20 protein-coding genes and 3 pseudogenes are annotated in these 19,975 nt (G+C 68.3%); 13 read left to right on the top strand and 10 right to left on the bottom strand.

Going from position 1 to position 19,975, the window contains the following annotated elements:
• Positions 1 to 108: 108 nt before the first annotated feature.
• From WS49_RS09225 to WS49_RS09245, 5 genes are all read left to right on the top strand, one after another.
• Entirely contained in the window at positions 109 to 1,224 is a 1,116-nt protein-coding gene (locus WS49_RS09225) for an extracellular catalytic domain type 2 short-chain-length polyhydroxyalkanoate depolymerase (protein ID WP_059526820.1), read from the top strand.
• Positions 1,225 to 1,279: 55 nt separating this feature from the next.
• Positions 1,280 to 1,822: a hypothetical protein gene (locus tag WS49_RS09230; RefSeq protein WP_059526824.1), complete on the top strand. Its 543-nt coding sequence runs from the start codon at positions 1,280 to 1,282 to the stop codon at positions 1,820 to 1,822.
• Positions 1,819 to 2,439 (top strand): hypothetical protein, encoded by a 621-nt coding sequence (locus WS49_RS09235; protein ID WP_059526826.1) that lies wholly within the window; start codon positions 1,819 to 1,821, stop codon positions 2,437 to 2,439. Before WS49_RS09230 ends, WS49_RS09235 begins: the two co-directional genes overlap by 4 nt.
• A gap of 111 nt (positions 2,440 to 2,550) precedes the next feature.
• Complete coding sequence (locus WS49_RS09240) at positions 2,551 to 3,168, top strand: hypothetical protein (RefSeq protein ID WP_059526829.1); 618 nt, start codon at positions 2,551 to 2,553, stop codon at positions 3,166 to 3,168.
• Positions 3,169 to 3,238: 70 nt separating this feature from the next.
• Positions 3,239 to 3,856 (top strand): hypothetical protein, encoded by a 618-nt coding sequence (locus tag WS49_RS09245; protein ID WP_059526832.1) that lies wholly within the window; start codon positions 3,239 to 3,241, stop codon positions 3,854 to 3,856.
• Between the two features lie 73 nt (positions 3,857 to 3,929).
• Here the strand turns inward: WS49_RS09245 and WS49_RS09250 are convergent, their stop codons facing one another.
• Positions 3,930 to 4,817, bottom strand: a complete 888-nt coding sequence (locus tag WS49_RS09250; protein ID WP_059526834.1) for a DMT family transporter — start codon at positions 4,815 to 4,817, stop codon at positions 3,930 to 3,932.
• Positions 4,818 to 4,943: 126 nt separating this feature from the next.
• Here WS49_RS09250 and WS49_RS09255 point away from each other — a divergent pair, with 126 nt between their 5' ends.
• Positions 4,944 to 6,401 (top strand): aminotransferase-like domain-containing protein, encoded by a 1,458-nt coding sequence (locus WS49_RS09255; RefSeq protein WP_059526837.1) that lies wholly within the window; start codon positions 4,944 to 4,946, stop codon positions 6,399 to 6,401.
• A 42-nt stretch (positions 6,402 to 6,443) separates the two neighbouring features.
• Here the strand turns inward: WS49_RS09255 and WS49_RS09260 are convergent, their stop codons facing one another.
• On the bottom strand, positions 6,444 to 7,877 hold the full coding sequence (locus WS49_RS09260; RefSeq protein WP_059526840.1) for a nicotinate phosphoribosyltransferase: 1,434 nt from the start codon (positions 7,875 to 7,877) through the stop codon (positions 6,444 to 6,446).
• A 74-nt stretch (positions 7,878 to 7,951) separates the two neighbouring features.
• Positions 7,952 to 8,992: a bifunctional nicotinamide-nucleotide adenylyltransferase/Nudix hydroxylase gene (locus WS49_RS09265; RefSeq protein WP_059526842.1), complete on the bottom strand. Its 1,041-nt coding sequence runs from the start codon at positions 8,990 to 8,992 to the stop codon at positions 7,952 to 7,954.
• Positions 8,993 to 9,177: 185 nt separating this feature from the next.
• Between WS49_RS09265 and WS49_RS09270 the strand changes: the two genes are divergently transcribed.
• Complete coding sequence (locus WS49_RS09270; RefSeq protein WP_059526845.1) at positions 9,178 to 9,630, top strand: type II toxin-antitoxin system RatA family toxin; 453 nt, start codon at positions 9,178 to 9,180, stop codon at positions 9,628 to 9,630.
• 18 nt (positions 9,631 to 9,648) lie between these two features.
• Here WS49_RS09270 and WS49_RS09275 read toward each other — a convergent pair whose 3' ends face one another.
• Positions 9,649 to 10,245: a DJ-1/PfpI family protein gene (locus WS49_RS09275; RefSeq protein WP_059526849.1), complete on the bottom strand. Its 597-nt coding sequence runs from the start codon at positions 10,243 to 10,245 to the stop codon at positions 9,649 to 9,651.
• 94 nt (positions 10,246 to 10,339) lie between these two features.
• Between WS49_RS09275 and WS49_RS33315 the strand changes: the two are divergent.
• From WS49_RS33315 to WS49_RS09290, 4 genes and pseudogenes are all read left to right on the top strand, one after another.
• Positions 10,340 to 10,667: pseudogene (locus tag WS49_RS33315) on the top strand (hypothetical protein); the annotation flags it as partial.
• A 148-nt stretch (positions 10,668 to 10,815) separates the two neighbouring features.
• A complete protein-coding gene (locus WS49_RS09280; protein WP_059526852.1) occupies positions 10,816 to 11,577 on the top strand; it encodes an N-acetylmuramoyl-L-alanine amidase family protein in 762 nt (253 codons plus the stop codon).
• Positions 11,578 to 11,628: 51 nt separating this feature from the next.
• A pseudogene (locus WS49_RS09285) lies at positions 11,629 to 12,018 on the top strand (lysozyme inhibitor LprI family protein).
• A 103-nt stretch (positions 12,019 to 12,121) separates the two neighbouring features.
• Positions 12,122 to 12,637 carry a GNAT family N-acetyltransferase gene (locus WS49_RS09290; protein ID WP_082725492.1) on the top strand — a complete coding sequence of 172 codons (516 nt, stop codon included), beginning with the start codon at positions 12,122 to 12,124 and terminating at the stop codon, positions 12,635 to 12,637.
• 66 nt (positions 12,638 to 12,703) lie between these two features.
• Here WS49_RS09290 and WS49_RS09295 read toward each other — a convergent pair whose 3' ends face one another.
• The 3 genes from WS49_RS09295 to WS49_RS09305 all read right to left on the bottom strand — a co-directional run bounded on the left by WS49_RS09295 (position 12,704) and on the right by WS49_RS09305 (position 16,061).
• A complete protein-coding gene (locus tag WS49_RS09295) occupies positions 12,704 to 14,050 on the bottom strand; it encodes a glutamine synthetase family protein (RefSeq protein WP_059526857.1) in 1,347 nt (448 codons plus the stop codon).
• Between the two features lie 147 nt (positions 14,051 to 14,197).
• A complete protein-coding gene (locus WS49_RS09300; RefSeq protein WP_059526860.1) occupies positions 14,198 to 14,755 on the bottom strand; it encodes a helix-turn-helix domain-containing protein in 558 nt (185 codons plus the stop codon).
• Between the two features lie 16 nt (positions 14,756 to 14,771).
• The gene (locus tag WS49_RS09305) at positions 14,772 to 16,061 is read right to left on the bottom strand and encodes an NAD(P)/FAD-dependent oxidoreductase (protein WP_059526863.1); all 1,290 of its coding nucleotides are present in this window, start codon (positions 16,059 to 16,061) and stop codon (positions 14,772 to 14,774) included.
• Positions 16,062 to 16,244: 183 nt separating this feature from the next.
• Here WS49_RS09305 and WS49_RS33320 point away from each other — a divergent pair.
• Both WS49_RS33320 and WS49_RS09310 read left to right on the top strand, forming a co-directional pair.
• Positions 16,245 to 16,505, top strand: a pseudogene (locus tag WS49_RS33320) (DUF488 family protein); the annotation flags it as partial.
• Between the two features lie 190 nt (positions 16,506 to 16,695).
• Positions 16,696 to 17,433 (top strand): sulfite exporter TauE/SafE family protein, encoded by a 738-nt coding sequence (locus tag WS49_RS09310; protein WP_059526866.1) that lies wholly within the window; start codon positions 16,696 to 16,698, stop codon positions 17,431 to 17,433.
• 157 nt (positions 17,434 to 17,590) lie between these two features.
• Here WS49_RS09310 and WS49_RS09315 read toward each other — a convergent pair whose 3' ends face one another.
• From WS49_RS09315 to WS49_RS09325, 3 genes are all read right to left on the bottom strand, one after another.
• On the bottom strand, positions 17,591 to 18,169 hold the full coding sequence (locus tag WS49_RS09315; RefSeq protein WP_059526870.1) for an NnrU family protein: 579 nt from the start codon (positions 18,167 to 18,169) through the stop codon (positions 17,591 to 17,593).
• Positions 18,170 to 18,429: 260 nt separating this feature from the next.
• The gene (locus WS49_RS09320; RefSeq protein ID WP_059527237.1) at positions 18,430 to 18,837 is read right to left on the bottom strand and encodes a TfoX/Sxy family protein; all 408 of its coding nucleotides are present in this window, start codon (positions 18,835 to 18,837) and stop codon (positions 18,430 to 18,432) included.
• Positions 18,834 to 19,943, bottom strand: coding sequence for a malate/lactate/ureidoglycolate dehydrogenase (locus WS49_RS09325; protein WP_059526873.1), 1,110 nt, complete (start codon positions 19,941 to 19,943; stop codon positions 18,834 to 18,836). Before WS49_RS09325 ends, WS49_RS09320 begins: the two co-directional genes overlap by 4 nt.
• Positions 19,944 to 19,975 lie beyond the last annotated feature (32 nt).

Consider the following 19,975-nt stretch of genomic DNA (forward strand, 5'->3'; position numbering starts at 1 on the left):
TCGTCGGCTGCCCGTAAGCTGAAACCGTCGCTGAAATCTTGCCGCATCCGTTCCAGCCGTTCGTCATTCGTCATTCACGTTCGTTACTCGTCACGACAGGAGCCCTGCATGAAGATCACTCGCTCGCCCGGCCGCACGACGTCGCCGCATTTCACCGTTTCGCGCACGCTGCGCCGCGTGCTCGGCGCCGCATGCGTCGCCGTCGCCGCCGTGGCGACGGTCGCGCCGCACGCCGTCGCCGCCCCCGCCGATCCGCTGCCCGCATACGGCGCCGACCTTTCGCACACGTCGGTGTCGGGGCTGTCGTCCGGCGGCTTCATGGCCGCGCAGTTCGACGTCGCGTTCTCGAGCCGGCTGATCGGCGCGGGCATCGTCGCGGGCGGCCCGTTCTACTGCGCGGGCGTGAACGCGCTGATCCCGCCGGCGGTGGCCGCGACCACGCTGTGCATGCAGCCGATCGGTCCCGCGCCATCCGCGGCCGATGCCTGGCGCGCCGCGCGCATGTTCGCGCAGCGCGGCGAGATCGATGATCCGGCCGCGCTGCGCGCTCAGCGCATCTACGTGTTCAGCGGCGCGAAGGATACGGTGGTGTCGACGCGCGTCGTCGACCAGACCGCGCGCTTCTACACGCTCGCACAGGTCCCGGCCGCGAACCTTCAGTACCGCGAATCGCCGGACGCCGGCCATGCGTTCATCACGAACCGCCCCGAAGACAACGCATGCAGTGCGAACGCGAGCCCGTATATCGACAACTGCGGCTTCGAGCAGGCACACGACATCGTGCGCTGGATCTACGGCACCCCCGACAAGCCGCTCAATCCGCCGGCCGCCCAGGCAGGCGGCAAGCTGCTGAAGTTCGATCAGCGCGCGTTCGATCCGCGGCGCAGCGCGTCGCTCGGCGACACGGGCTACGCATACGTGCCGGCCGACTGCGAGCGCACGGCCTGCGCGGTGCACGTGGTGTTCCACGGCTGCGTGCAGAACGTCGCGGCCGTCGGCGAGAAGATGATTCGCGGCGTCGGCTACAACGAGATCGCCGACACGAACCGGCTGATCGTGCTCTATCCGCAGGTCGAGAAATCGGCCGTCAATCCGCTCGGCTGCTGGGATTTCTGGGGCTATACAAGCACCGATCCGCTCAACCCCGGCTTCTACCGCCGCGACGCGCCGCAGATGGCCGCCGTGATGCGGATGGTGCAGCGCCTCGGCGCCGCGCGTCAGTAATCCGCGTACCGGCCGTCGTCACGCCGTCACCGCCCCTTCATCACGAGGAATCGCCATGTTCTCCACGTTCATCGCCCAATGGGAACGCGCGCACGCCGACGCGCTCCAGCTGTTCGGCAAGGTCGCCGCGCAGACGACCGGTGCCGGCGGCACGTCCGGCGGCCCCGCGTGGCGCGCGTTCGCGCACACCGCGCTGCTCGCCGGCCACCGTTACTCCGACGCCTGCCAGGCCGCGATCGACGCGTCGTGGCGCAGCCAGCTCGAACGGTTCGCGCCCGGCAGCTCGGCCGCCGCGGTCAAGGAGCTGGCGGCGCTGAACGCCGATCTCGCGACGCGCTTCACGCAGAGCCACCTGCAGCATGCGGGCGCGATGGCCGACGCGGCCGCGCAATACCTCGACGATCTCGCCCGCACGCGCGGCCCCGCCGATGCCGCGATGGCGCTCGGCCGCTTCGCGGGCGACCTGCAGGCCCAGGCGCGCGCCCATGCGCTGCACGTCGCGTCGCTCGCGAACGGCGTCGCGCCCGCGCTTGCGCAGTGGGCCGATCGCACGCTGCGCGACGATCGCGGCACGTCCGATCAGGAGCAAACGTCATGAACATCAAGCTCCGCTTCGTCAATCGCTCGAACGACTGCGGCAACAGCGAGGTCGTGCTGTTCCAGCGCGACGTGATCCCCGATCTCGACGCATTTGCGATCGCGTGGAAGGTGATCCGCTATTGCGGGCGCGACTGCTTCCATCCATTCGACTACTCGACCGACATCGACGTCGCGCTCGGCGACGAATACGGCAACTTCTCGCCGCGCGTCGCGGCGCCCGCCGGCGTGCGCTTCGTGGTCGACGCGCAGCCGACCGGACGCGGCCGGCTCGTGCCCGACCCGGCCGACGCGCCGGGCGGCGACATCGAGGTCGTCAACCGGTTGCCGCGCGGCGCCGTGAACGTGAACGCGTTCAGCGCGGGCCGGCTGATCGCGGTGAAGGAAGCGGTCGCGCCCGGGCAGAAGGCCGTGTTCCGCTTCACGCCGACGCTGTGGATCGGCGTGGCGTCGCAGATACAGGAAAGCCGCGCGCTGCACGCGGCGGTGATGTCGAGCGCGAATACGCTTCTGCCGCTGGCGGGCGTCGCCGCGGCCGACATCGTGATGACGGGCGGCGGCACCGGCACCGACGCGCAGCCGTTTGCGTTCGCGCTCGAACACATCGTGCGCGCGTAGCGCCGCCCGACACGGCTTGAACCGGCTTGACGGCACGGCTTCGCGGCCGGGCCGGCGGGAAAGGTGTGCGGCAGACCGACTGCCGTTTTTTCAAACTCAAGGAGCAACGACGTGGATATCCAACTGAACCTGATCAACCGCTCGAACGACGCGAACAACTCGAGCGTCGTGATCTTCCAGAAGAACGTGGCGACCGACTTCGACGAACTCGCGATCGCGTGGAAGGTGATCCGCAATTGCGGCCAGGGCGACAACCATCCGTTCAAGTTCCCGATGACGATGAGCGTGAGCGCGAGCGACAGCTGGGGCAACTACATGCCGCAGCAGGTCGCCGCGAACGGCCAGGTGTTTCAGGTCGTGCGCTCCAGCTCGGGCGACGTGCTGCAGCTCGGCGGCGACCCGGGCGCGAGCTCCGAGGTGCAGGTGCGCAACGACCTGCCGGCCGGCGCGATCAACGCGACGATCTACAAGGACGGCAGCGCGCTCGCGCGCAAGACGTCCGTCGCGCCGGGCCAGAAGGCCGTGTTCCAGTTCAAGCCGACGATCTGGATCGGCGTCGCGTCGCAGATCGAACAGGGCGCGCTGATGAATTCCGCGGTGATCTCCGACATCAACACGGAACTGTCGCTGCTCGGCATCGCGAGCGCCGACATCGTGATGACCGGCGGCGGTCCCGGCCCGCGCTCGATGCCGTTCACGTTCCGGCTGGAAAACGTGGTGATGGCGTAACGGTCCGTGCGCCGGCGACGCACGGCCGGCGCCCCTTCAATCAGTTCTCCAAATCGAATCAAGGTGACTCATGGACATCAATCTCAACTTCGTCAACCTGTCGAACGACGTCAACAACAGCCAGATCGTGATCTTCCAGAAGAACGTGTCGACGGACTTCGACGAGCTCGCGATCGCGTGGAAGGTGATCACCAACTGCGGGCGCGGCGACAACCATCCGTTCGTGTTCCCGATGCTGACGACCGTCTCCGCAAGCGATGCCGACGGCAACTACATGCCGCAGAAGCGCGCGGACAACGGACAGGTTTTCACCGTGTCGCGCGCGACGTCGGGCAACGTGCTGGCGCTGGCCGGCCCGGCGCCGACGTCGCGCGAGATCCAGCTGCGCAACGACCTGAGCCGGGGGGCGATCACCGCGTCGGTCTTCAAGGACAACCGGCTGCTCGCGCACAAGACGGGCATCGTGCCGGGGCAGAAAGCGGTGTTCGAGTTCAAGCCGACGCTGTGGATCGGCACGGCATCGCAGATCGAACAGGGCGCGGTGATGAACTCGGCCGTGCTGTCCGACATCAACACCGAACTGTCGCTGCTGGGGATCAAGAGCGCCGACATCGTGATGACGGGCGGCGGCGGCGGCACCACCGCGACCGCATATCAGTTCCGGCTCGCGAACGTCGTGATGGGATAAGCCGCAAGCCACGCGTGCGCGACGGCGAACGGGCCGCACCCGTCACGTCGTCGCGCGACTGTGGTCGCATGAATCAGCTTGCGCGCCGCACGGGCGCCATCTTCGAGAAGTACTTCGCACCCGCGACGCAGCCAACGACCACGACCGTCACCGCGAGCATCGACGGCGGCACCGTCTCGTGCAGCAGCCCGGCCGCGAGCAGGAAACCGAAGAACGGCTGCAGCAACTGAAGCTGGCCGACGCCCGCGATCCCGCCGAGCGCCAAGCCGCGATACCAGAACACGAAGCCGATCAGCATGCTGAACAGCGACACGTACGCGAGCCCCCACAGCGCGGCGGCGTCGACGCCGTCGAACGTCGCGGGCCACGTGAACCACGCGAGCGGCAGCATCACCGGCAGCGACAGCACGAGCGCCCACGAGATCACCTGCCAGCCACCGAGCTGACGCGACAGGCGCGCGCCCTCCGCATAGCCGAGCCCGCACGCAACGATCGCGGCCAGCATCAGCGCATCGCCCACCACCGACGCGCTTCCGCCGTTGCGCAGCGCGAACGCGGCCACCGCACCGCTGCCGACCAGCGAGAAGATCCAGAACGGCAGCCGCGGCCGTTCGCCGCCCCGCCAGACGCCGAACAGCGCGGTCGCGAGCGGCAGCAGCCCGACGAACACGATCGCATGCGCGGACGTCACGTGCTTGAGCGCGAGCGCCGTCAGCAACGGAAAACCGACCACGACCCCGAGCGCGACGACGACGAGCGACGCGGTCTCGGCACGCGTCGGCCGCTTCTGCCTCAGCGCGGCGAGCAGGATCAGGCCGAGCACGCCGGCGATCGTCGCGCGCGCGAACGTGAGGAACAGCGGGTCGAGCCCCTGCACCGCGACGCGCGTCGCGGGCAGCGAGCCACTGAAGATGATCACGCCCAGCAGGCCGCTGAGCCATCCGTCGGTCGTCTTTTGCACGGAAAATCCTGATCGGAACAAGGTGGATGACCGATGATCCGCCGCCCGTGAAAAGCGCGTAAGCTACAGCCCAATACAATCCGGACAAACTGTACTGGACAACCGACCGTACAGTTCCCCCTCGCCATGAGCCGTTCCATGCAAGCCCCTGCCCCGCCCGCGCCGTCGCGCACGCGCGTGGAAACCGTGATGGACACGCTGCGTGCAAGAATCGCGAGCCGCGCGCTGATGCCCGGCGCGCGCGTGCCGTCGATCCGGATGATGGCCGACGCCCTGCACGTGTCGAAGTCGACCGTCGTCGACGCGTACGAGCGGCTCGCGAGCGAAGGCGTGCTCGTCGCGCGGCGCGGCTCCGGCTTCTACGTGTCGGGCCACGCGCCGCCGCTCGCGCTCGCCGAACTCGGCCCGCGCCTCGATCGCGAACTCGATCCGCTGTGGCTGTCGCGCCAGGCGCTCGAGGCGGCGCCGAACTCGGTGAAGCCGGGCTGCGGCTGGCTGCCGTCGTCGTGGCTGCCGGACGAGAGCCTGCGACGGGCGCTACGCGCGGCGTCGCGCGACGAACCCGACGCGCTGACCGACTACGCGACGCCGCTCGGGCTGCCCGCGTTGCGCCAGCAGCTGGCGTGGCGGCTCGCGCAGCACGGCGTCCATGCGGAGCCCACGCAGATCATGCTGACCGACGGCGGCACGCACGCGCTCGATCTCGTGTGCCGGCTGCTGCTGGAGCCGGGCGACACCGTCGTGCTCGACGATCCGTGCTACTTCAACTTCCAGGCGCTGCTGCGCGCGCATCGCGCGCGGATCGTCAGCGTGCCGTTCACGCCCAACGGCCCCGATCTCGCACGCTTCGAGCAGGTGCTCGCCGAGCATCGGCCGCGTCTGTACATCACCAACGCGGCGCTGCACAACCCGACCGGCGCGACGCTCGCGCCGCCGGTCGCGCACCGGCTGCTGACGCTGGCGGCCGAGCACGGCCTGCTGATCGTCGAGGACGACATCTTTGCGGATTTCGAGAGCACGCCCGCGCCGCGCCTTGCGGCGTTCGACGGGCTGTCGCGCGTCGTGTCGATCGGCAGCTTCTCGAAGACGCTGTCGGCCGCGATCCGCTGCGGCTATGTCGCCGCGCGCCCCGAATGGATCGACGCGCTCGTCGACCTGAAGCTCGCGACGTCGTTCGGCAACGCGCAGATCGGCGCGAACGTCGTGCACCGGCTGCTGGTCGACGGCACCTACCGGCGCCATCTCGACGGCCTGCGTGCGCAGCTGGCCGATGCGATGGGCGAAACGATCCGGCGGCTCGCGCGCGCCGGGCTCGGGATCTGGACCGAACCGCGCGGCGGCCTGTTCGTCTGGGCGGAACTGCCCGACGGGCTCGATGCCGCGCGCGTGGCGCGTCATGCACTCGACCACGATGTGGTGCTCGCGCCCGGCAACGTGTTCAGCGCGTCGCACGGCGCGACGTCGTTCATGCGCTTCAACGTGTCGCGCTGCAAGGGGCCGGCGGTGTTCGATGCGCTGGCGCGGGCGATGGACGCGACGCGTGCGGCGGAACGCAGCGACCGCACACTGGCCGGCGACCGATGACCATCGAAGGCGGCGGGACGCACGAACGCCCCGCCGCCACCGTCACACTTCCGCCGCGTGCGCCCTCGCCCGCACCTCCGCGAACGTCGTATCGGCCAGCATTCTCCCCGTATCGAACACCGTTTCGAGCGCATCGTCCCACTCGCCTTCGAGCGCGCGATCGTCCCACGCGACCGGCAGCGTCACCGTCCGGTATTCTCCCGTGCGCCGATTGCGCAGCAACGTGAGGCGCCCCCTCTTCGAGCGCTTGCCCGGATCGGTGACCGGATCCTTGCTCACGTCGCACCACACGCCGTCGCGCCGGATCGCCGAGCACTTCATCGCGAAGCGCTGCGTATCGCGATTGACTTGCTGCAGCAGCGCACCGCCCATCCCGAACACGACGTTGCCGGCCGCGTAGCCCGCGTCGTCGAGCGCGGCGAGAATCGCGTCGATCGACAGCTCGTCGATGCCGTCGCCCTGGATCACGCGCACGTGGTTCAGCACGCGCCGTCCCTTGCCGTTCAAGGACGAACCGAACGATGCGTCGAGCGCGCGCACGGTCTGCAGCACGATCGCCACGGGGTCGCCCGAATCGGGACGCACGACCAGCGTCGCGCCCGAATCGATCACGGCTTGCCGAAGCGCGCCGCCCCATATCTCGAGCGCGGCGAACAGATCGTAGGAGTCCGACACGACCGATACGATCGCGCCGGGCAGACCGAAGCGAGCGATCATGTTGCGATACGCATCGGCTTCGTGCTCACGCCCCCACGACGTGATCGTGCTGTGCTCGGCCGCCGGCACCGAATACGCGGCCATCGGCTCGCGATAGAAGCGGTTCGCGGCCAGCACGCCGAGCACCGTGTCCGAACCCATGAAGCTCACGAGATGCGCCGCGCCGCCGATCGCGGCCGATTCCGCGCTCGATACGCCGCGCGCGCCGAAGTCGTGCAGCTTGAACGGCAACTGCGCGAGATCGTCGTCGGTCTTCTCGAGAAAGCGGCGGATCGTCTGCCGCAGGTGCCAGCTGCGCGTCGCGACCGTCACCGGGTACCACACGCGCAGCAGCATCGTCTCCAGATACGACGCGAGCCAGAACACCTTCGGGTCGTCGCATTCGACGGTCATCAGCACGTTGTGCACCGGCACGATCGAACCTTCGGGCACCGCGCGAATCTTCACGGGCAGGTAACCGTCGTAGTGCTCGACGATATGGCGCCAGCCGTCCTCGTTGAACGGCTCGCCATGCACCGCGAAGAAATCGCGGGCGTCGTCGATCATCGCGTGCGTGACGGGCCGGCACAGATATTCCTTCAGCAGCATCTGCAAGCCGAAGAACAGCGTGCGGTCGTAGCGGCCGCCGCGCGACTCGACGTACGAGAACATCGCCTGCGCGTCGGGCGGATATTGCAGGAAGTGGGAAGCCTTGTACGAATCCGTGTTGAGGATCGGATTGGCGAGAACCGCGGCAAGGCCGCCGGGATCGTTTTGCATGGCTAGAGCTCCTCTAGGCCGTTGAAGTGCCGCCGCGTCTGTCGCGGCGGACCGGAATCCGGGGAATCAGCGCGTCACAGCTTCCCCAGGAAGTGATACGCGATCTCGAAGTGATCCTCGAACATCACGTTGCGCATCTGCGCGAATTCGTTGAGCGGCACCCAGCGCGCCTTGTCGGCGTCGTCGCTGCCCTTCACGCGCGGCAACTCGCCGGTCGGGAAGTTGAACAGGCACGCGTGCGTGATCGTGCGGCCGCGCAGCGAGCGGGCCGGATGATCGAACACCTGGCGATCCTTGATCGAGCCGCGCAGCACGGGCTCCGGCAGCTTCAGGCCGGTTTCCTCGCGCAATTCGCGGATGCACGCCGCGTCGAGCCGTTCGTCCTGGTTCACGAAGCCGCCCGGCAACGCCCACAGGCCGCGACCCGGTTCGCTGCGCCGGCGCACGAGCAGGATATGGCCGGAGTGCACGACCACCGCATCGACCGTCACGAACGTGACCGGATACGGTGCGGCCGACCAAGCCTTGCGATACGCGGCGATGAATTCGGCTTCGGCCTTCAACTGCGCGAATTGCGGCTGCGTGCGGAAATGTTCGAGCCAGCCGAACACGGGTTCCGGCACGGCCCATTGCACGAAGCTGTTGGTGCGTTCGGCGAAATACTGGTCGCGGATTTCGGTGGCGGAAATGTCTTCGGTCGCATCGACGTCGACGAGCTCCCATTGCGGGAACATCCGCAAGTAATACGACGTGGCGTCCTTTTCGTGGCCGATCAGCCCGACCTTGCGCTGCGCGACGTCGCCGAGCGCGGCGGCCACGGCATCCTGCACCCAGCGCACCCAGTCGCCGTCGTTGTACGTCGAATCCTGCACGGGCGCGACCGTCACGCGATCGCGCTCGGACGGCTCGAGCAGCGAAGCCAGCATCTGGCAGCGCTCATCGAACGAAAACGGATCCTTGATGGTACGGGGCTTGTCGGTCGACCCGATCAGCACGCACACGCGCTCGGCCCGGCTCAGTGCCGACTTCAGCACGTTCAGGTGACCACGATGCGGGGGCTGGAAACGACCAATGAAAACGAGCGCGTCGAAGCGCCGGTTCTGTTGCGTACTCATGAGGCTCCCTCAAGAGATTGAAACGCTTCGGGTCTTTCCCGAAGGCATGGAATCGATCGTAGGGGAATTCCCGGAGAAGGTCAATCGAGCACGCGCTCGACTTGACGAAGTCTGACGAAACGCGCGGCGCCGGCGCGGTACACTCGATTTCATCCCAATCCGCGCCGTGGCGCCCGCCATCCATCATGAGGATCTCAGTCAGCCGGATCGTCGGCGTCGATCGCAGACGCCTCTTCACGTGGTCGCAGGACTACGCGCGGCGGCTCGTGTGGGACAACTTCCTCGCCGACGCGTATCTGCTCGACGGGATGACGGCCGACGTCGGCGTCGACGCGTTCTGCCGCAGCCAGTCCGGCGCGACGATGGTGTCGCGCTACATCTCGTACCGTCCGCCGCAGGTCGCGGCCATCGAAATGGTCGACGGGCCGAAAGTGCTCGAACGCTTCAGCGGCAGCTGGAATTTCACGGAGCGCACGCCGGGCACGACCGAAGTGAAGTTCACGTACCAGTTCCGCGCGCAGCCGTCCTGGCTGCGCTGGCTGCTCGAACCGCTGATCGGCGCGTTCTATCTCGTGCACACGCGCCGGCGTCTCGATTCGTTCAAGCGCTGGGCCGAAGCCGAAGCGTTGCCGCACTGACGCGCGACGCCGCGCGCATCAGAGGAACGGCGAAATGTTCGCGATCGCGCGCGAGACGTAATCGTCCTTCTCGCCCACCGGCGCGACATAGTGAATCGCACTGCGCGCGGCCTCGATGCCGGCCAGACGCGCGATGAACCACGCGGCGAGATACTGCGACGACAGACACCCGCCGGCGGTCGCGACGTTCCCGCTGGCCACGAACGGCTGGTCGAGCACGGCCACGCCGGCTTCCTGCACCCACGGCTTCGTGGTCAGGTCGGTACACGCGGGGACATCGCCGAGCCATCCCAGTTTCGCCAGCACGAGCGTGCCCGAGCACTGCGCGCCGAGCAACTGCCGCGCGGGGTCGAACTGCAATTGCGCCATCAACGCGGCATCGGCGACGACGTCGCGGGTCCGCACGCCGCTGCCCACCAGCACGGCGTCGGCGTCGCGGGCGTCCTGCAGCGACGCTTGCGCGTCGATCATCACGCCGTTCATCGAGCGCACGCGGGCGGTCGGGCTCGCGATCGAAACCCGCCAGTCCGGCTGCTTGACCCGGTTGAGAATACCGAGCGCGATCAGCGAATCGAGTTCGTTGAAACCGTCGAAGGTCAGGATGGCGATGTGCATGGGGGTCTCTGCGCGGGGACGTAGTACCGCCCGATCATAAGCCGTTCGCGAAATCGGTGCAGCGCGTCGTCGAATGCGCGACCGTCGCTGTCGGCCCGGTCGCTCACGCGACGCCGTGCGCCACCTGCTGCCGGACCTGTGCATGCGTGCCGAGCGCGCGCCGTGGCTCGTGTCCAACTTCCTGCTCGACGGGATGCCGGCCGAGGAAGCTGGCGTGCCGCTCGCATGGGACAACGTCGTCTACGACGGCGCGGGGCTCGGCTATGTCGTGTCGACGCACCAGCAGATCCGGATGTCGCCGCCGACGCGTTCGGTGCTCTCCGCCTACCAGGGTGTTCGCGCACGCGGACCTGTCCGGGCTGTCGCTGTTCGAGGAAGCGTCGTACTGGGGCATGCTCGCCGCCCGGCGCGTGCTCGCCTGATCGCCGGCGCGCGACGCCGTGCGGCAGCGGTCATTTCGTCATTGCGGCGCCGCCGGCAACCGCTATAATCGCGCGACATTCCGACTGCATTGAGCAGGCCGACGGTGCGCGCCATACGACGCGCCGCATGTCCTCCTCGACAACAACAATGACAAACCGAACCGTTCGACGCCTTCGCCCGTTCGTGCGCGCCGCCGCGCGCCTGCTCGCGTGCGCGCCGCTGCTGGGCGTGCCGCCGGCGCTGCATGCGGCCGATGCCGCAAGCCCGGATGCGCAGCCGGCCTCCGGCCGCTACGTCGTCGTCGACACCGGCCATACGCCGGCCCACCCGGGCGCCACCGGCGCCAGCGGCCGCGTCGAATACCGATACAACCTCGACCTGTCCACCGCCGTCGCGGAGAAGCTCGCCGCGCACGGCGATCGCGTACTGCGCACGTCGGCCGACGGCCGCGAGATCGCGCTCGACCAGCGCGCGACACAGGCCCCCGACGCGAACCTGTTCGTGTCGATCCATCACGATTCGATGCAGCAGCAATTCATCGACGCGGGTCGGCAACGCGAATTCCGCGGTTTCGCCGTGTTCGTGTCGGAGCGCAATCCGCACTACGCGGAAAGCCTGCGTTGCGCGAAGGCGATCGCCGAGCGGCTGATCGCGACCGGCGAACGGCCGTCGCTGTATCACGCGCAGCCGATCAAGGGCGAGAATCGTCCGCTGATCGATCCGCAACTCGGCATCCACCGCTTCGACGATCTCGTCGTGCTGCGCACCGCGCCGATTCCGGCCGTGCTGGTCGAGGCCGGCGTGATCGTCAATCCCGACGAGGAAAAACGTCTCGCGCAGCGCGAGACGATCCAGCGCCTCGCCACCGCGATCGCGGGCGGGATCGACGCGTGCACGGCGGCCAGGTAAAGGTAACGCCCGTTGGTTTTCAACGGATTTCACCCAGTGAGGAGGAGTGCCATGAAAAAGAAGAATCTGCTCGTATCCTGCGCGCTGCTTGCGCTCGCCGTTCCGTTCGCCGCGCACGCGGCCGGCTGCGGCAAACCGCGCAGCGCGTTCGACTAGGTGTACTGCAGCAGCAACGAGTTCTCGCAGCTCGACCGCGAGCTGAACGACGAGTACGGCCGCGTGCGCAAGCAGTTGAGCGGCGACCAGCAGGCGAAGCTGAAGACGGGCCAGCTCGCGTGGATGAAGCAGCGCGACGATCGCTGCAGCGAGACACGCGACGACGGCTACCTCGTGAACCTGCAATGCGCGATCGATGCGACGCAATCCCGCCTGTCGTTCCTGCGCGAACGCGAGCGCGAGTGCGCGAGCACCGGGTGCGTGACGGCGAAGCTCGGGGAGTAAGGGCTGACCGGGTGCCGTGCCGTGAGTCGATTCGCGGCGCGGTACCTTCTTTCGTGCACCATGCGTCATTCGGCAATCCGATGGCACATCGATCACATCGAACATGACAACGATCGACATCCGCACCGCAACGTCCGTCGATGCACCGGCCATCGCCGACATCCACGTCGCATCGTGGCGCGCCACCTACCCTGGCATCGTGCCTGCCTCGTACCTCGCCGGTCTGTCGGTCGAACAGCGCACCACCGTCTGGCGCGAGGTGCTCGACGCCGAACAGTCACGCGTCGCACTCGCGTTCACGGAAGGCGAGCTCCGGGGCTGGATCAACTATGGTCCGACGCGCGACACCGACAAGGATTCCACCTGGGGCGAAATCGGCGCGATCTATCTGCATCCGTCGCATTGCGGGCTGGGAATCGGTGCCGCCCTGGTCGCCCATGCGCGACGATCGCTGCATGACGCGGGGCATCGGTGGGTGTCGCTGTGGGTGCTCGTCGAAAATCATCGGGCGAAGGCATTCTACGAACGCGAAGGTTTCGTCGCCGAGCGCGACGCCAAGACGTTCGAGATCGACGGTGTGCCGATCGAAGAGATCCGCTATTGGCGTGCGCTTCCCTAGCCACGCCCTCGGTTCATTTCCCGTCGGGTTTGCCGCCGCCCCGCGGCGAAGTCACGCGTCGCGCCGTCACAGAAACCACCGATACTCCCGCGCCCCGATCTCGTTGCGAAAATCCAGCTCCTCCTGCCGCTTGTTCTCGCAATACACCATCACGAATTCACTGCCGAGCCCTTCACGCACGGCCGCGTGACCCTGCATCGCCGCGACGGCCGACAGCATCTCCTTCGGAAAATCGATCCCGCTGCCGCGATCGTCGTTGAGCGGCGCGATCGGCTCGATCCGTGCGTCGAGCCCGTGCTCCATCCCGCTGAGGATCGCCGCGAGCACGAGGTACGGATTCGCGTCCGCGCTCGCGAGCCGATGCTCGATCCGCAGATTGCGCGCATCCGATTCCGGAATCCGGATGCACGCATCGCGATCCTCGAAGCCCCAACTTGCACGGCTCGCCGCGTTCACCATCGACCCATAGCGCCGGAACGCATTGTGATTCGGCGCGAACACCGGCATGCAGTGCGGCAGCAGCTCGAGGCAGCCGGCCACTGCATGCCGCAGCGGCCGCTGCCCGTCCGCGGCGAGCAGGTTGCGGCCCGCGTCGTCGTACAGGCTCACGTGCACGTGCATCCCGCTGCCCGGCGCATGCAGATACGGCTTGCCCATGAAGCTCGCGCGATAGCCGTGCCGCAACGCGACGCCGCGCGTGCTGCGGCAGAACAGCGCCGACCAGTCGGCCGCGCGCAACGCATCGTCGGTGTGTCCGAAGTTGATCTCGAACTGGCCGGGCCCGAGCTCGGCCGTGATCACGGTCGCGTCGACGCCCTGCTCGCACGCGGCCTCGACCATCTCGTGCAGCACGTCGGAAAACCGCGACAGGCGTTCGATGTGCATGTTCGGCTGGTCGTCGCGGTCGTCGCTCAAGCGATCGCGCGGATACTGCGGCATCCCGTCAGCGAGCTGCGCGGCGAACAGATAGAACTCGAGCTCGAACGCGACGACCGGCCGGATGCCGCGTGCCGCGAACCGCCGCAGCACGCGTGCCAGCACCTCGCGCGGCTCGAACTCGATCGGCGCATCCGTGCCGTCGGAGCTGATCAGCATCTGCGCGAGCGGCTGCCGCTCCCAGCGCACCGGCTTCAGCGTGCCGGGAATCAGGCGACGCGGCGCATCCGGGTCGCCGTCGTTGAAGCAGTAGTCGCCGATCTTGTAGAGACCGCCCTGCGTGCCGAGCAGCACGCAGTTCTGCGGCAGCTTCAGCAGCGAACCCGACGCGACCTTCTCGAGCGCATCGATCGGATAGCGCTTGCCGTAGAAATGGCCGGGCAGGTCGAGACAGATCAGGTCGACATAACGGATCTCGGGATGCGCCTGCCGGAATGCGCGGATTTCATCGACCAGCACGGGAACGACGTCAGCCATGTCTCATCCTTTCCATGTCTTGTATGACGGTGCCGCAGCGCGGCGAACCGGACTCATCGGCATGCGGCACGTCACATGCCCGCTATCGCTCAGTACTGCAAACCGGCAGCACGGCGCGACGCCCCGTCGCGCCGCCGTCCGACAAACTCAGGTGAACACCCAGATCACGCGTGCCGGCACATCGCTCAGGTTCGCGTAACGAAACCGCTTGTGCGCGGGAAGCTGAAATGCGTCGTTCGGGCCGAGCGTGACGGGCGTGTCGTCGCCGTCGATCCAGATCGTCAGCTCGCCTTCGAGCACGAAGCCGCCCTGCTCGTCGCTGTCGTCGACGGAGCGCTCGCCGCTGCTCGCGCCGGGCGCGAGATGGCTCTCCAGGATCGAGAAGCGCGAACGCATGTTCGGCGACACGAGGATGTCCGTGATGCCGGCCGCGTAATACACGGTGCGCCGCTCGTCGGGCCGCGTGACCCACGGCACGCTGCGCGGTTTGCTGAGGCTGTAGAAATACGTGGTCGGCACGCCGAGCGCCTCGCCGATCGCGGTGAGATCCGCGACCGTCGGACGCGACAGCCCGCGCTCGACCTGCGACAGAAAGCCGACGGAGCGGCCGATCCGTTCCGCGAGATCGTTGAGCGTGACCTTGCGATGCTTGCGCAGATCGCGGATCAGGATCGCCAGACTTTCTATCTCTTCCTGTTCGTTCATGATGGATTCCGGTGCGTCAGACGGTATCGCGCAAACGGTACCAGGCCTTGCCGATCGCTTCCAGCGGCGCGGCGAGGCGATCGCCGCCGGGGAAGCGCGGGTTGCGGATGCGCTGGTACTGCGCGAGCAGGCGGTCGTCGCCGAGCACGGCATCGGCCACCGCGCGCGCTCCGGCAAGCGTCGGCAACACGCCGTGCCCCGAGAAGCCTTGCAGCCAGAAACGCTGGCCGCGACGTCCGATGTCCGGCGTGCGTCGCATGCTGATGTCGATGTGGCCGCCCCACGCGTAGTCGAGCGGTACGCCGGCCAGTTGCGGGAACACGCGCTCGAGGTGCGGGCGCGTCGCGGCCGCGATGTCGGCCGGAATGCCGCCGAGATACGTGCAGCCGCCGCCGAACAGCAGGCGGTTGTCGGGGCTCAGGCGGAAGTAGTCGGGCACGAACTGGTTGTCGATCACGCAACTGTTCTGCGGCAGCAGCGAGCGTGCGACGTCCGGCGCGAGCGGCGCGGTCGCGACCTGGTAGGTGCCGACCGGCAGCAACCGGCGCGACAGTTCGCGATCGAGCCGGTCGACATACGCATTGCACGCGAGCACCAGTACATCCGCGCGCACCTCGCCGTGCGCGGTGCGGGCAACGTGACCGCCCGCGGTCTCGCGACAGTCGAGCACGCGGCTTTGCTCGAAGATGCGGCCGCCGGCCCGTTCGATCGTCTGCGCGAGACCGAGCGCGAGCTTCAGCGGATTCAGATGGCCGGCCTCGGGATCGTGGAGCGCGGCAAGATAGCGCGCGCTGCCGATCCACTCGGGCATCTCGTCCGGCCCGATCACACGCAGCCGGTCGTAGCCCCAGCGCTGCGCGGCCTCGTCGCGGGCCTGCGCGAGCATCGCGACGCGACGCGGCCGCACCGCGGCCCACAGGCTGCCGGGCCGGTAGTCGATGTCGAAGCCGTGCCGCGCGGGCAGTTCGCGCACTTCGGCCGCGGCCCAGCGCATGCTGTCCCACAGCACGCGCGCGCCGTCGCGGCCGAGCGAATCCTCGAGCGGCTGCATGTCGCACGACCAGCCGAGCAGCGCCTGCCCGCCGTTGCGGCCCGATGCGGCCCACGCGACGCGGCTCGCCTCGAGCACGACCACGCGCTTGCCCGCAAGCGCGAGGCGCAACGCCGTGTGCAGCCCGCTGAAGCCCGCGCCGACGACCAGCACGTCGGCGTCGACGCGTTCGTCCAGTTCGGGCCGCCGCGGAATCGGCGCCGGGTAAGTGCCGGCGTAGTAGCTTGCGACGTGACGGTCGGACTGCACGAACATGCGGACTCCCGTGAAATTCTCGCCGGATAATTTCATGAAAAATTAGCACGACAATTTCACGAGAGCAAGCGGGAGAATGAGGGCGCGCGTCGTCGGATAAATGAAAGCCTCGCCGGGTGCCGGCATGGCGCTTGCGCCTGTCGTCCATACTTTTCCATGCGCGGCCGGCACCGACGTTGCGTAGGCAACGACCGGCTGATCGCGCAAGGGCACCGGCAGCGCGGCGCGATCATGTGTTCGGAAGCCGTGTGGTGGCGCTGTCATCGGCGCATCGTGTCCGACTACCTGATCGCGCGCGGCGAGACGGTGCTGCACATCATGGGCCCGAATCGCGTGGAGCCCGCGCACCTCACGACCGGCGCGGTGATCCGGAACGACGGGACGATCGTCTATCCGGACGTCGAAGGCGAGGCGCCAGCAGACGAAGCCGGCGCGCAGCCGAACGCGCGACGCGACACCGACGCGCGCACGCGATGCCGTGACGGCATGAAAGCGCGATGGCGCGTCATGCCCGATGCAACGCCCACGTCGATCGGCCACGCTCGCTCCGCTTTGCGCCGCCACGATCCTGCATTACCATCGTGCGTCCACCGCGCGTACCCGCGCGCCCCGCCACCTCTGTGCTCCCGCACCGATGCTCGCTCTCATCATCATCGCCGGCCTGTGGGCCGGCCTGCAGAACGCCCTCGCGGGCGGCGGCTCATTCGTCACGCTGCCCGCGTTGATCGTGTCGGGGATGTCGCCGCTCGCGGCGAACATCACGTCGACGGTCGCGCTGTTCCCCGGCCAGGTCACGACGGGCTGGGCGAGCCGGAACATGGTGCGCGGCGCGGGCAAGCTGCCCTTTCGGGCGCTGTTCGCGATCAGCGTGGTCGGCGGCGCGCTCGGCGGCCTGCTGCTGCTGAAAACCCCGTCGTCGATCTTCTCGCACCTCGTGCCGTGGCTCGTGCTGTTCGCGACGGTCGTGTTCGCATGGGGCAGTTTCTTCCGCAAGCCCGGCGCCGGCACGCAGCATATCGGCCCCGTCACCGCCGCGATCTCGCAATTCCTGATCGCGATCTACGGCGGCTACTTCGGCGGAGGCATCGGATTCCTGATGATGGCCGCGCTGACGATGGCGGGCCTGTCGCCGCGTCACGCGATGTCGACGAAGAATGCGCTCGCGGGCGTGATGAACGCGTCGGCGGTCGTGCTGTTCCTGACCTCGCCGCATCTGCACTGGCGCGAGGCCCTCGCGCTCGGCGGCGGCGCGATCGTCGGCGGCCTGCTCGGTGCGTGGGCGCTGCACCGCGTGAACGAGCGCGTGCTGCGGATCGCGATCGTCTGCATCGGCGCCGCGCTGACCGTCGGGCTGTTCGCCAAGCCGATCTGACGCACGCGCGCCGTCGGCCGCGACGCATGCGCAATCGACGGGCAAGCGTCCGTGCGGCGAGCAACGGCGGAGTAACGCGCCCACTTCGATGTCGCGGGCGTTTCGGGGCGGCTTGCGCGCCCCGCGCTTCAATGCCCGCAGGCGTGTGCGTTCAACTTCAACCGAACGGCCGCACGCCGATCAGCGGGCCATGCAGGAACAGCGCGAAGACGGCCCATACGACGAGCCCGGCGACGATCGTCACGGCATCGCCCGACAGCCTGCCGGCCGGATAGCGGACGCCGTCGCGGCGATCGCGCGCGCGCCACACGACGAAATCGACCAGCGACCACACGAAGAACGCGCCGAACAGCACGACCGCATGCAGCGTGCCGTTCGCGAGCAGGTGCGCGACCGCCCACACCATCACGCCGGCCACCATCGGATGACCGACGAGCGTCTTGATGCGGTTGCGCGGCACGTAGGCCGCGGCGATCAGCACGAATGCGATTGCGGTCAGCATGCCGGTGAGATGGCGAACGCCGACGGGCGACACCCACAGCAGCGTCCCGCCCTGGCGCGCGACGCCGTAACCCCAGATGATCAGCACGAAGCCGACGATCGACGCGAGCGCGTAAGGGCCCTTCCAGCGTTTCTCGCCGATCCGCTCGATGGTCGCGGATCGCCAGCCGTCCGCGACGATCCGAATCGAATGCACACCGAGGAAGATCGCTAAACCGAGAATCAGGACGAGCATCGGCTATCTCCGTCTGGAACGATGAGTGGGGAATCATTCGCGCGGCTTTCGATGCGCCGTTCGCGAGGCCGGCGGCGAGACCGGCTCGGGGTCGCGCCGGGCACGGACGCGATCGCGCCGATCATAAACGCCGGGGCCGCCGTTGTGAAGCAGCCGGAACATGCGGTGCGTCAAACCCGGCGCTTGCGCGCACCCGCGGTGGATCGAAAGAAAGGAAGCAAGGAAAAGGAAATGCGCCGCCGTACGCCCAGTGCCCGGCGCTACGTGCGCTTGCGCGTCGCTTCCGGTTTCGGCGCCGGCTTCGACTTCGGCCGCGCCTTGCGCTTCGGCGCCCCCGCCAGCAGCGCCGCGCGATACGCGCCGCGACACCAGTCGAACAGCGCGCCCGCGTCCTCGAGCACGTCGGCCGGCGTTTCGTAATAGCCCTCGAGCGCAACGGTGCGCGTGGGACGCTCATACGAGAACGGCCCCATCCCCGCCGCGACGAACGCGGGACGGTTCACGTCGTCGACGCGCAAAAACAGCGACCCGCGCGACATGAAGCCGAACATCACGCCGTCGAGCCGCATCGCGGCGCCGCTGAAGAACCGCACGACCTGTACGTTGCCGAGCGGCGCGAGCCGATACGCGATCTCCTCGCCGTGCGCCTTCTCCGATTGCCAGCTCATGCGGGCTCCGTGCAGCGCTGCGTCCAAACGTCGAGTTCCGCGTCGTCGAAACCGACGGCCGCCGCGCTTTCGCGGATCTGCCGCCACGTCGCACGATCGACCGGAATGCCGTCCGCGCCGCGCGCGGCGCGGCTCGCCTCCTCCGGCTCGCCGGGCATCCGCACCGGCGCATCGCCCGCCTGCGGCGACGCCTTCGCCCATTCGACGAACGCATCGGCTTCGCGCTCCGCGTCGGCCGCGTCGAACGCGTTCGGATCGATCAGCACCGACAGCATCCCGTTGACGATCGCGCTCGTCTTCTGCAGCGTGCCGCCGTAGGTCGTATGCCCGCCGACCAGCGCGCCGCCGAAGATCTCGCACATCGCCGCCAGCGCATAACCCTTGTGCAGTCCGAACGGCAGCAGCGAGCCGAACGGCTGCTCGTGCATGACGGCCGGATCGTCGGTCGGCTGGCCGCGATGATCGATCAGCGACCCGGCCGGCACGCGCTTGCGCTGGTTGTATGCCACCCGCGTCTTGCCGTACGCGATCGCGCTCGTCGCGAAATCGAGCAGCAGCGGCGGCCGGCCCGCGCGCGGATACGCGGCGCAGAACGGATTCGTGCCGAAACGCGGATCGGTGCCGTGCAGCGGCGCGACGAGCAGGTCGCCCGGCACGTTGACGAAATGGAACGACACGAGCCCCGAGCGCGCGCACTGCTCGGCCCAGTGCCCGATGCGGCCGAGGTGATGGACGTCGCGCAGCCCGAGCGCGCAGATGCCCATGCGTCGCGCGCGCTCGATCCCTTCGACCATCGCCTCGAACGCGATCACCTGGCCGAAGCCGCGCCCGCCGTCGATCGTGAGCACCGCGCCGCCGTCGCGGACGATCGACGCGTGCCCGTTCAACCGCAACTGCCCCTCCCGCCACGACGCCACGTAGTTCGGGATCATCCCGATCCCGTGCGAATCGTGACCCGCCAGATTCGCGCCGACCAGATGATCGGCAACGAGCCGCGCCTCGCGCTCGCTGCTGCCCGCCCGCTCCCAGAGTGCCGCGACGAATGCATGCAGCGGTTCGGCGCGCATGCGCAGCGGGTCGGTATCGGAGGTCGGCAGCGCGGTCATCGGCAAGGCTCCGTGAGGTCAGGGTGAATCCG

This window comes from Burkholderia sp. RF7-non_BP4 (genome assembly GCF_001521935.1).
GTDB classification, from domain to species: Bacteria; Pseudomonadota; Gammaproteobacteria; order Burkholderiales; family Burkholderiaceae; genus Burkholderia; species Burkholderia diffusa.

Bases quoted from the DNA above. Each gene is read 5' to 3' on its own strand.
- WS49_RS09225 (WP_059526820.1), top strand. From the start codon at position 109: ATGAAGATCACTCGCTCGCCCGGCCGCACGACGTCGCCGCATTTCACC.
- WS49_RS09230 (WP_059526824.1), top strand. From the start codon at position 1,280: ATGTTCTCCACGTTCATCGCCCAATGGGAACGCGCGCACGCCGACGCG.
- WS49_RS09235 (WP_059526826.1), top strand. From the start codon at position 1,819: ATGAACATCAAGCTCCGCTTCGTCAATCGCTCGAACGACTGCGGCAAC.
- WS49_RS09245 (WP_059526832.1), top strand. From the start codon at position 3,239: ATGGACATCAATCTCAACTTCGTCAACCTGTCGAACGACGTCAACAAC.
- WS49_RS09255 (WP_059526837.1), top strand. From the start codon at position 4,944: ATGAGCCGTTCCATGCAAGCCCCTGCCCCGCCCGCGCCGTCGCGCACG.
- WS49_RS09260 (WP_059526840.1), bottom strand. From the start codon at position 7,877: ATGCAAAACGATCCCGGCGGCCTTGCCGCGGTTCTCGCCAATCCGATC.
- WS49_RS09265 (WP_059526842.1), bottom strand. From the start codon at position 8,992: ATGAGTACGCAACAGAACCGGCGCTTCGACGCGCTCGTTTTCATTGGT.
- WS49_RS09270 (WP_059526845.1), top strand. From the start codon at position 9,178: ATGAGGATCTCAGTCAGCCGGATCGTCGGCGTCGATCGCAGACGCCTC.
- WS49_RS09275 (WP_059526849.1), bottom strand. From the start codon at position 10,245: ATGCACATCGCCATCCTGACCTTCGACGGTTTCAACGAACTCGATTCG.
- WS49_RS09280 (WP_059526852.1), top strand. From the start codon at position 10,816: ATGACAAACCGAACCGTTCGACGCCTTCGCCCGTTCGTGCGCGCCGCC.
- WS49_RS09290 (WP_082725492.1), top strand. From the start codon at position 12,122: ATGACAACGATCGACATCCGCACCGCAACGTCCGTCGATGCACCGGCC.
- WS49_RS09295 (WP_059526857.1), bottom strand. From the start codon at position 14,050: ATGGCTGACGTCGTTCCCGTGCTGGTCGATGAAATCCGCGCATTCCGG.
- WS49_RS09300 (WP_059526860.1), bottom strand. From the start codon at position 14,755: ATGAACGAACAGGAAGAGATAGAAAGTCTGGCGATCCTGATCCGCGAT.
- WS49_RS09305 (WP_059526863.1), bottom strand. From the start codon at position 16,061: ATGTTCGTGCAGTCCGACCGTCACGTCGCAAGCTACTACGCCGGCACT.
- WS49_RS09310 (WP_059526866.1), top strand. From the start codon at position 16,696: ATGCTCGCTCTCATCATCATCGCCGGCCTGTGGGCCGGCCTGCAGAAC.
- WS49_RS09315 (WP_059526870.1), bottom strand. From the start codon at position 18,169: ATGCTCGTCCTGATTCTCGGTTTAGCGATCTTCCTCGGTGTGCATTCG.
- WS49_RS09320 (WP_059527237.1), bottom strand. From the start codon at position 18,837: ATGAGCTGGCAATCGGAGAAGGCGCACGGCGAGGAGATCGCGTATCGG.
- WS49_RS09325 (WP_059526873.1), bottom strand. From the start codon at position 19,943: ATGACCGCGCTGCCGACCTCCGATACCGACCCGCTGCGCATGCGCGCC.